The following is a 10,291-nucleotide window of genomic DNA, read 5'->3' on the forward strand; positions in this document are numbered from 1 at the left end:
GTTTCCGGTACGATTGCCCCCATGCCACGCGTCGTTGTCAACGTCATGCCCAAGCCCGAGATCCTGGATCCTCAGGGCAAGGCCGTCACCGGTGCCCTGCAGCGTCTGGGCTTCCACGGGATGTCCGTGCGGCAGGGCAAGCGCTTCGAGATCGAGGTGGACGGCGACGTCACCCCCGAGATGCTCGCGCAGATCGGTCAGGCCGCAGAGACCCTGCTGGCCAACACGGTCATCGAATCCTTCGATGTGGTGACCGACTGATGACCCGCATCGGCGTCGTCACCTTCCCGGGGTCGCTCGACGACCACGACGCGCTGCGCGCTGTGCAACTCACCGGCGCCGAGGCCGTCCCGCTGTGGCACGGCTCGGATTCGATCGACGGCGTGGACGCGATCATCCTGCCCGGCGGTTTCTCCTACGGCGACTACCTGCGCTGCGGCGCCATCGCCCGCTTCAGTCCCATCATGGACACCATCATCGACGCCGCGAACAAGGGCATGCCCGTCCTCGGCATCTGCAACGGCTTCCAACTCCTCTGCGAGGCGCACCTGCTCGAAGGCGCCATGATCCGCAACGCCGGCCAGCAGTTCATCTGCCGCGACGAGCGGCTCCGCGTCGAGACCATCGACACCGTCTGGACCGCTGCTTTCGCCAAGGGCGACGAGATCACCATCGTGCTGAAGAACGGCGAGGGCAACTACCAGGCCACGCCGGAGACGCTGCGCAAACTGGAGGACAACGACCAGATCGTTTTCCGTTACCTGGACAACCCCAACGGCTCCGCCAATGACATCGCTGGCATCACCAACGAGCGCGGCAACGTCGTCGGTCTCATGCCGCACCCGGAGCACAACGTCGAGCCGCTCACGTCGCCCACCACGGACGGCGCGAGGTTCTTCGAGTCGGTCATCGGGTTCCTCGGCGCCCGCGTCTGACCCTTTCGGCTGCATAGACCCACCCCGGGGGATGGCGCCCAGTTCGGCTGTGTCAGACTGCTCGGAACCGGGCGGGGGTCCCGGTGATTGGGGAAATGTTCATGTCCATGCGCAAAACTCTCGCGGGGATCGCCGCAGCCGTCATAGCGACGGCGGGGCTACTGGTCCCGGCGCCCGCACAGGCCGCCACGGGCGACGTGTACTCAACGCCCGGTGTACAACTCATCAACGACCGCTACTGGCAGACGGGGTGCTCCAACTACTCGGCGACCATCATCCGGTGCACCACGGACATCTTCGCCACCAAGGTCTTCATGGAGAACGGCCAGTGGTACAAGCAGAACACCTGGGCTTTCAACAACCTCGCCTACCTCCCTTCGGCACGGCAGGCGTGGGCGTCGAACCCGCTGGGCACCACCGGCTCCTGGACCTCGGCCGACGGCCGAACGTGGCGTACCGAGTGTGACACCGCGACCACCGGCCGGGGCGCGTGCCGCAACTACATCGTCGCCACCGTCGCCTCGGAGACCGGGGGAGTCGTGAAGCAGGAGACCAAGGAGGTCTTCAACTCGATGGTGCGCTTCTCCACCTCCACGGTGCCCGCCGTGACGATGATCCCGGCCCCTGCGCCGTACCTGGCGCCGCCGGCTCCAGGCCCCAAGCAGCTCCTCAGCGCAGCTGTCGCGCCCAAGCCGGCGGCGATCGCAGCTCCCGTCACGGTGGCCCCGGCGCCGACGTCGGGGTCCGCCTCGCCGAATGGCTGGAACTGCCCGTCGGCATATCCCATCAAGGGCAACGCGAACTCGATGATCTACCACATGCCCGATCAGCGCTACTACAGCCGCACGCAGCCCGAGGAGTGCTTCGCGACGCGTAGCGCGGCAGAGGCGGCCGGGTACCGGGCAGCCAAGGTCTGAGCGGGGCCCTGTCGGAGAGCTCTGACTGGCCCTACTCGCCGCGGGTCAGCAACTGCCCGGCCAGCGGCAGGGCGGCATACGGCGCTGGTGCAGCGCCTCTTCCGCGTCGGCACCTTGCAGATCCCGTCGCCGCCCTGCGACTGCACGTTCGTCATGTCTGGCCTTTTCGCCGGGGAAGCGACGTCAACATCGACATCGCGATCTCTCGTCCGACCTCGTGCAGGAGCCTCGCTGCCTCGCGCATGCTCTCCTCCTGGCCGGTGGCCCGGTCGGTGAGCGCGTAGAGAGCGGTGAATCCTGCTTCCTGCCATTGTTCGTCGTCGAGCAGGGACCTGCCGCAGACGATCACGGCGGGCACCCCGGCCTTCTTGGCGGCGGCGAGCACGCCCATCGGGGCCTTGCCGCCCAAGGATTGCTCGTCCAGGCTGCCCTCGCCGGTGATGGCGAGATCCGCCCCGACCAATGCCTGAGGCACGCCCACGAGCTCCGCCACGAGTTGGGCCCCCGGCCGGGATTCAGCCCCGAGCCCAGCGAGGGCCGCGAAGCCGACCCCGCCGGCCGCCCCCGCGCCCGGGAGCAGATCCGCTCCTGGCGGGAACCCGATGGCCTCGCCGAGGAGGTTCGCCCAGCGCATCAAGGCGTCGTCGATGACGGGGATGGCGTCCGGGGTCAGGCCCTTCTGGGGCCCGAACACGGCAGCGGCGCCTCTGGGTCCGCAGAGCGGGTTGTCCACGTCGTTGGCCAGCACAAGACGCGTGGCGGCCAGCCGCGGGTCGAGCCCTGAAGCGTCGACCAGTGCGAGGTCGGCCAACTGGCCGCCACCGGGACCCACGAGGGAGCCATCGGCGGCAAGGAGCCTGACCCCGAGGGCTTCCAGCATGCCTGCGCCACCGTCGGTGGAGGCGGAGCCGCCCACGCCGAGGACGATGGTGCTGGCCCCGGCATCCAGTGCTTCGCGCACCAGTTCTCCGGTGCCGAACGACGAGGCCCGGAGACCGTCGCGTTCAGCTGCGGGGATGAGTTCGAGGCCGGAGGCCGCCGCCATTTCGATGACGGCCTCCGAATCGCGAAGTGCCCAGTGGGCGTTGACTCCGTGGCCGAGTGGGCCGCGCACCGTGGCGGTGCGCCGCTCGTAACCGGCCGCGATGGCCGCCTCGACCGTGCCCTCCCCGCCGTCAGCGACGGGGAGGGACACGATCTCTGCGCTTTCACCCATCACGTCGCGGATACCCGCGGCGATGGCCTCGACAACCTCATGCGCGGCCAGGGAACCCTTAAATTTGTCGGGGGCGATGACGACCAACACGAAGGCCTCCTCAGCCGCCGGCGGGCGACGGTCCGTGGGTCTCGATGTGGAACTCGATCTCCGTCATCTGGACGTCGATACGCAGGTGGATGAGTACCGGGCCATGGTGGGTCTCCTCAGTGGGTGCGACGGTTGTCGTCGTGGACGGTCGGGCTGGGGCGAGCGGCTCAGCTCTTGCCGGCCAGGTCCCGCGCGAGTTTCAGCAGAGCCGAGTGGTCCAGCGATCCGTACCCGCGCTGGCGGGCGGAGTTCATAAGCTCGGCGACGATCGCGCCGACGGGGAGGATGACGCCCGCCTCACGGGCCGCAGAGGTGACGATTCCAAGGTCCTTGTGGTGCAGGTCGATGCGGAACCCGGGAGCGAACTCGCCCTTGATCATCGAGGCGGCCTTGCGGTCGAGGACGCGGTTCCCGGCGAGGCCACCGGCGAGTACCTGGACGGCGGCTTCGAGGTCGACGCCGTGGGCCTCGAGGAATACGAGCGACTCGGCCACGAGCTGGATGGTGCCGGCCACGATGAGCTGGTTGGCAGCCTTCACCGTCTGGCCGCTACCGGCCGGGCCGACGTGCACAATGGTGGTACCGACGTCCTCGAGCACGGGGCGGGCCTCCTCCACCACGCCCGGGTCGCCGCCCACCATGATCGACAGGTTGCCCTCGACCGCACCGGCCTCGCCGCCCGACACGGGGGCGTCGATGGCGCGGATGCCGGCTTCCGTGGCTTGTTGCGCGAGGCGCTGGGCGACGTCTGGACGGATGGTGGATGTGTCGATCCAGATGGCGCCCCGCTTCGCGTTGGCGAACACTCCCTCGTCACCGGTCACCACGGCCTCGACGTCGGGAGAATCCGGCACCATGGTGATGATGACGTCGGCGTCCTTCACTGCCTCGGCGACGGACGTGGCGCCCCGGCCGCCTTCGGCGGCGAACTGTTGCACCTTCCCGGGGCTGCGGTTGAAGGCGACGACGGTGTGGCCCGCCTTGACGAGGTTCCTCGCCATGGGGAGCCCCATGATGCCCAGGCCGATGAATGCGATGTTGGTCATGAGAAGGCCTTTCGAAGAATGGGTGGGAGCGGGTCAGATGCCGGGGAGGACGCCCCGGCCGACGAAGGCGAAGGGCTCGTCGGCCTGCTTGTACTCAAGGCCGATGTGGCCGTCGTAGCCGAGTTCCTTCGAGCGTTCGAGCCAGGTGGCCAGCGGGAGGCTGCCCGTGCCGGGGGCGCCCCGGCCGGGGAAGTCGGCGATCTGGATGTGGCCGAAGTCGGCTGCGTGGTCCTCGATCACGGCGGCGACGTCGTCATCGTTGGCGGCGAGGTGGAAGAAGTCGGCGAGCAGCTTGACGTTGTCACGACCGACTTCGGCGATGACTGAGAGCACATCGGCGGCGGTCTTCAGGCGGTAGCCTTCGGCACCCGACACGGGCTCAACGAGCACGGTGCCACCGATCCGGTCGACGACGTCCGCAGCTTTGCGGAGCATCTCTACGGCGTGCGCGTCCTGTTCGTCCGGGGTGTAGGCGTCGTCGCGCAGGCCGTACAGCGCGTTGAAGGCGCGGCAGCCGGTGCGCTCCCCGATGCCGGCGACCACGTCCAGGTTGGCGACGAACTCATCCTGTCGGCCCGGGAGTGACACGAGGCCACGCTCACCCGCCGCCATGTCCCCGGCGTTGAAGTTGAGGCCGGTGAGCTGCACGCCCGCGTTGCGCAGCGAGGCCTCGAAGGCCCCGATCTCGGCTGCATGCGGGATGGAGGTGGCGAAGGGCCACCAGAACTCGACCGCATCGAATCCCGCGTCCCGTGCTGCCTGCGCGCGCTCGAGCAGCGGCAGCCCGGTCAGGAGGATGGAGCAGTTCACGGTGTAGGACATGAGACATCCTCGTCTTTCGCCATGGAAGCATCCCTTCTTCTAGGGAAACCCTAACCGCACCCCCGAACCTGAAGTACCCCCTGGCGCCGGGCCGATCCCACTGGGCGATACTGCTCCACACCGGAGGCGCACGCCGAGGTGGCGCGATGCTCACGTCTAGACTCAGGCTCCATGTCGTCTGCGAACCTCAGCCAGCAGGAAACCGCCCACCGTGCCACCACCGTCGAGGTGCACGCCTACCACGTCGAGGTCGACGTGCGGGACGCGGTCGATCCGGCGCACCATGACTTCCCCGTCGTGGCGCTCCTGTCCCTTACCGCATCAGAAGGCGAGACGTGGCTCGACTTCATCGGCGAAGTGGACCGCCTCCTCATCGACGGCGAGCCGCAACCCGTGCAGTATGACGGCGCTCGGCTCCGCCTCGCCGACCTGCCGGTGGGTCGTCGCTGCGAGGTGCTGGTCGAGGCGCGCGCCCGCTATTCCCGTACGGGCGAGGGCCTGCACCGCTTCGTGGACCCGGTGGACGGCGAGACCTACCTCTACACGCAGTACGAACCCGCCGACGCGCGGCGCGTCTTCCCCACCTTGGAGCAGCCCGATGTGCGGGCGCCCTTCACCTTCGCGCTCACCGGGCCGGAGGGCTGGTGGTTCGGCTCCAATCAGCCCGAGGCGACCCGGGCACAGGTCGCCGACGGTGTGGTGCGGGTCGATTTCGAGCCCACGCCGACGCTGTCGACGTACATCACCTGCCTCTGCGCCGGCCCGTACCACCGGGTGAGCACTACCTGGACGGGCGCTCGCGAACCTTCAGGAACCGGGGAACTTGAACTCGGGCTGCTCTGCCGCAGGAGCCTCGTGCAGCACCTGGACGCCGAGGAACTGTTCCGCGTCACCGGGGCCGGCCTCGACTGGTTCACCGAGCACTTCGGCCCGTACCCGTGGGGCACCAAGTACGACCAGATCTTCGTGCCCGAATACAACCTCGGCGCCATGGAGAACCCGGGGCTCGTCACGTTCACCGAGCAGTACCTCTTCCGCTCCACGCCCACGCCGGCGCAGCTGCAGGGGCGCGCCAACACTGTGCTGCACGAGATGAGCCACATGTGGTTCGGCGACCTCGTGACCCCGCGCTGGTGGGGCGACCTGTGGCTGAAGGAATCCTTCGCCGAATTCATGGGCACCCACGTCTCTGTCGAAGCCGCGGGCTTCGACGAGGGCTGGGTCAACTTCGCCACCCAACGCAAGGTGGGCGCCTACCTCGCCGATTCCATGCCCACCACCCATCCCGTGGTCGCCGACATCCCGGACCTCGAGGCGGCCAAGACCAACTTCGACCGCATCACCTATTCCAAGGGCGCCTCCGCCCTCACGCAGCTGGTGCACTTCGTCGGCCTCCCCGCGTTCCTCGCGGGCTCGCGTCGCTACTTCAAGGCGCATGCCTTCTCCTCCGCCACGCTCGCGGACTTCATCGACGCGTTGGCCGCCGAGACCGACCGGGACCTGAGCACCTGGAGCGCGGCCTGGTTGCAGACCGCAGGCCACGACACGCTGAGCGCCACGGTCCTCGCCGAGCCGGACGATGGCACCGTGCGCGAACTCGTCGTGCACCGCGACTTCTTCGGCGCGGGCGACACCGACGCGGGCCGGCCCCACGCCACCACGGTGGGCCTCTACCGCCTGATGGGGGACCGGTTGGAGCTCGACAGCCGCCACGACGTGGTGCTCACCGCCGGTGAAACGCCCGTGGCTGCCGCCGTCGGCCGGCCGCTGCCGGACGCCGTGCTGCTCAACGACCTGGATCGCACCTTCGCCCGGGTCGCCCTCGACGAGACGTCGCGCGGCTACCTGCTGGGCCACGTCGGCGACCTCGAGCCGCTTCCGCGGGCCGTCGGCTGGACCGCGCTGTGGCAGGACGTCCGCGCCGGTGACCTGGAGCCGGGTGCCTTCGTCGCATCGGTGCTGGGGGCTGGCGAGCGGCAGACCGGCGTGCTCGCCTCGCTGCTCGAGCGCGCCTTCGTCGCGGTGTCGCGGTACAGCACCGACCCGCGCCTGGCCGAGCAGTGGCGCGACGGTGCCCGCGCGGCCACCGGAGCCGCAGAGGCCGGCTCCCCGGAGCAGTTGCTCTGGGCCCGCGCGTACCTCCGCGGCGCCGCGCTGGCCGCCCAGGACGTGCGGTGGGTGCTCGACGGTGGGATCGACGGGCTCGAGCTCTCGCCCGATCTCACCTGGCTGGCGTGGCAGAGCCTCTCGACGCAGGGCGCCGCCACCGATGCCGAACTCGATGCCGCGTTGGCGGCCGACGACACCGCGGCCGGGCGCACGGCGCGCCTGCGGGCCTGGGCTTCGCGCCCGGAGGCGGCGGTGAAGGAGGAGGCGTGGCGCCGGGCGCACGCCGTCGACGGTGAGACCAACGACGCCGTCGATGCGCTGCTGGCGGGCTTCACCGCACCCGGCCAGCGGGAACTGAGGGAACCGTACGCTGGACGGTACTTCGGCTCTCTCGAGCAGGTGTGGCGCGACCACCCGATTGAGATCGCCATGCGGCTGGTGCGGGGCGGGTTCCCGGAGGGCGGGCACGCGGCGGGCCGTGACTGGCTCGCCGCGCACCCCGCCGCCCCGGCGACCTTGGTGCGACTCGTCCGCGAGGAGATCCACGAGGACGAGATCGCCACCTCGGTCAGGGGTCAGCGCTTACCGCGGCCCTTGCTGGGACCGTTGTAGTCGCGGGGATCGTCGATGCCTTCCGCACGATCGATCGTGAGCGGGGCGGAATCCCACGTCTCCCAGTGGTCCGGGTTCGAGGGGTCGCCCAGCGCCTTGAGCACGCGGACCTGGAGGACATAGCTGCCGTCGGCAACGGTGCGCAGCTTGCCGTTTCCGCTCTGGTTGCCCTGATAGGTGCCGTCCCACGCGATGGTGGCGAGGCCGCCGAAGCGGCCGAGGTCCACCTCCGTGGCGTAGTTGAGGTAGTTCGCGTGCACCTTCTCACCGCGGGTGCCGTCCGGGTTCGCCCGGTAGACGTCGACGTACAGGCCCGACACGGGGTAGGCGAGGTACAGCGCGATGCGCGGGATGTCGCCGTCGGCGAGCGTGAACGTCTGCCACGGCTCGGCCACGGAGAGAACGCCCTCGTCGTCGATGTAGGTGAGCGCCGCGAACTCCAGTGAGGTGAGCGACTGGTAGTCACCGGCCAGACCCGCGAACGGGATCACGAGGTCTTCGCTCCCCGACGTGAGCGTGATCCAGCCGCCGTAGATGGCGCCGTCGAGCTCCGCCTCGAAGCTCTCGTCGATGGTCACTGTGGCGGTGGCGCTCTGACCGGCCGGCACCGTGAGGCTGTCGGCGGAGAATGTGACGTCGGCCTCGAGGATGAAGAACCCGAGAGAGTCGGTCGACTTGCCCCAGGTGCCCACGCCGTGTTCCACACCGAGGTCGTAGGTCAGGTCACGGTCGGAGGTGTTGGTCACCTTGATCGTGGTCGTGACCGGTCCGGCCGCGCTCTCGCCCAGCGAGATCTTCTGCGGCTCCACGAAGGTCGCCGTGGTGATGGCGTGCGGGATGTCCACGAGGCCGCCGCCCTGGCGGTGCACCGGTTCGGCCAGCCCGTACTGGGGCAAGAGGCCCCAGATGAAGGGGTCAGCAGTGGTGGTGAGCAGCGTCCGGACCTCGTACGGATCCAACTGGGGGCGGGCCTCCAGCACGAGCGCCGCGGCGCCGGCGACGTGCGGGGCCGCCATCGACGTGCCGCCCAGCGTGGCGTAGCCGCCTTCCTCCAGCGGGTAGGTCGAGTAGATGCTGCCGCCGGGGGCCGACACATCGGGCTTCAGGGTCAGGTCCGCGGCCAGGCCGTAGGAGCTGAAGTCCGACTGGTAGCCGCCCGTGGGGTTGTCGAAGCGCTTCTGGTCCTCGGAGAACGTGATGCTGGTGGCGCCGGCAGCGGCTTCGGCCGCCAGGACCGTACCGTCGGCCTGGAGCAGGCTGATGGCGGGGATCGTGATGGGTGTGGTGCCCTCCACCGTCATGTTGATGATGCCCGAGGCGTTGTTGTAGATCAGCACGGCGTCGTAGCCGGCGTTCTGGGCGTTGAGCGCCTTCTCGTGGAAGGTGCAGCCGCCGCGCTGGATGAGCAGCGCCTGGCCGTCCGCGCCCGCCGCCTCGATCTCGGCGGGCACGCAGGCGGTGACCGGGTCGGCGTTGACCAGCGCGAACGTGGTGCCGGGCTCCGGGGCGGGAGAGCCTGTCGCGGTCATGTAGGCGAGCTCGGTGCCTGCGGTGGAGGTCAGGTAGTTCGCCATGTACTGCTCGTTGTCGACCGAGCCGACGGAGATCACGTTGTGCGCGACGGAGGGCGCGCCGCCGGAGAAGGTGCCGCTGGCGCCGGAGTTGCCCTGGGAGATGACCATGACCACGCCGGCGTCGACGAGGCGGTCCGCAGCCTGCGCAGTGGGGTAGCTGGGCCAGGTCTGCAGCGACGCGCCGAGGCTCATATTGATGACGTCCATGCCGTCTGCGTACGCGCGGTCCATGGCCTCGATGATGATTTCGGAGCTGGAGGAACCGTCGCAGCCGAAGACGCGGTAGGAGCCGAAGTCAACCTCAGGGGCGACGCCGGTGACCTCACCGTCGGCGCCCACGATGCCCGCCACGTGCGTGCCGTGCCCGCCGCAGTCGTCGGGCCAGCGGTCACCGACGGGCGTGTTGATGGCCGGGTCGTCGCTGTTCGCGTCGTAGGCGTCGCCGACGAAGTCCCAGCCCCACTTGACGCGCTCACCGGGGAAGTCCCTGGTCTCGTCGTTGGTGCCGGACCCCCCGAAGTCGGGGTGGTTGTAGTCGATGCCGGAGTCGATGATGCCGACCTTGATCCCGGCGCCGGTGTAACCCAACTCCTGGTTGGCGACATCTGCGCCGGTCATGGTGCGCGCGTAATTGATGGCGGGGCTGGCGGCCGCGTCCTGGACGGGCTTGTCCACCTGGACGACGGCGTAGACCCCGCGTACCCCGGCCAGCGCGTCGAGCTTGCTGGCGTCGGCGGCGCTCGCGGTGACGGCGACGCCGTTCCACGTGGCGGTGAAGCGCTTCGGCTGCTTCAGCGCGATGCCCTCGGCCTTGGCTGCCGCCATGACCTTGTCCTGGGCCTGTTTGGCGGCGCCGGCGGTGCCGCCGGCGATCTCGGGGGCCCCCTCGACCTCGACGAACCAGCGACCGCTGACGACCTCGTCGCCGAGAGCTGCCAGCTGTTCCTCGATGGGGGGTGCGGGGGTGGTG

General features: G+C 69.4%; 8 protein-coding genes. 4 read left to right on the top strand and 4 right to left on the bottom strand.

Annotated elements, in window-relative coordinates; genetic code table 11:
* Nucleotides 1-21 precede the first annotated feature (21 nt).
* From purS to C3E87_RS09510, 3 genes are all read left to right on the top strand, one after another.
* Nucleotides 22-261, top strand: a complete 240-nt coding sequence (gene purS, locus C3E87_RS09500) for a phosphoribosylformylglycinamidine synthase subunit PurS (protein ID WP_076062023.1) — start codon at nucleotides 22-24, stop codon at nucleotides 259-261.
* Entirely contained in the window at nucleotides 261-935 is a 675-nt protein-coding gene (purQ, locus tag C3E87_RS09505) for a phosphoribosylformylglycinamidine synthase subunit PurQ (RefSeq protein ID WP_076062025.1), read from the top strand. Before purS ends, purQ begins: the two co-directional genes overlap by 1 nt.
* Before the next feature lie 107 nt (nucleotides 936-1,042).
* Nucleotides 1,043-1,852, top strand: a complete 810-nt coding sequence (locus tag C3E87_RS09510) for a hypothetical protein (RefSeq protein WP_143570974.1) — start codon at nucleotides 1,043-1,045, stop codon at nucleotides 1,850-1,852.
* A gap of 151 nt (nucleotides 1,853-2,003) precedes the next feature.
* Here C3E87_RS09510 and C3E87_RS09515 read toward each other — a convergent pair whose 3' ends face one another.
* The 3 genes from C3E87_RS09515 to C3E87_RS09525 all read right to left on the bottom strand — a co-directional run bounded on the left by C3E87_RS09515 (nucleotide 2,004) and on the right by C3E87_RS09525 (nucleotide 5,026).
* Complete coding sequence (locus C3E87_RS09515; RefSeq protein WP_076062029.1) at nucleotides 2,004-3,158, bottom strand: glycerate kinase; 1,155 nt, start codon at nucleotides 3,156-3,158, stop codon at nucleotides 2,004-2,006.
* A 167-nt stretch (nucleotides 3,159-3,325) separates the two neighbouring features.
* Nucleotides 3,326-4,204, bottom strand: coding sequence for a 2-hydroxy-3-oxopropionate reductase (locus C3E87_RS09520; RefSeq protein ID WP_076062032.1), 879 nt, complete (start codon nucleotides 4,202-4,204; stop codon nucleotides 3,326-3,328).
* Between the two features lie 33 nt (nucleotides 4,205-4,237).
* Nucleotides 4,238-5,026, bottom strand: a complete 789-nt coding sequence (locus tag C3E87_RS09525) for a hydroxypyruvate isomerase family protein (RefSeq protein ID WP_076062034.1) — start codon at nucleotides 5,024-5,026, stop codon at nucleotides 4,238-4,240.
* Nucleotides 5,027-5,197: 171 nt separating this feature from the next.
* Between C3E87_RS09525 and pepN the strand changes: the two genes are divergently transcribed.
* A complete protein-coding gene (gene pepN, locus C3E87_RS09530; protein ID WP_076062036.1) occupies nucleotides 5,198-7,747 on the top strand; it encodes an aminopeptidase N in 2,550 nt (849 codons plus the stop codon).
* On the opposite strand, the gene C3E87_RS09535 is transcribed toward pepN, so the two are convergent.
* Nucleotides 7,711-10,291 (bottom strand): S8 family serine peptidase (locus C3E87_RS09535; protein ID WP_076062038.1); only part of this gene is annotated, 2,581 nt, incomplete at its 5' end. The two genes, pepN and C3E87_RS09535, sit on opposite strands and share 37 nt — an antisense overlap.

Origin of the sequence: Tessaracoccus sp. ZS01 (assembly GCF_022342445.1) — a bacterium.
GTDB lineage: Bacteria > Actinomycetota > Actinomycetes > Propionibacteriales > Propionibacteriaceae > Arachnia.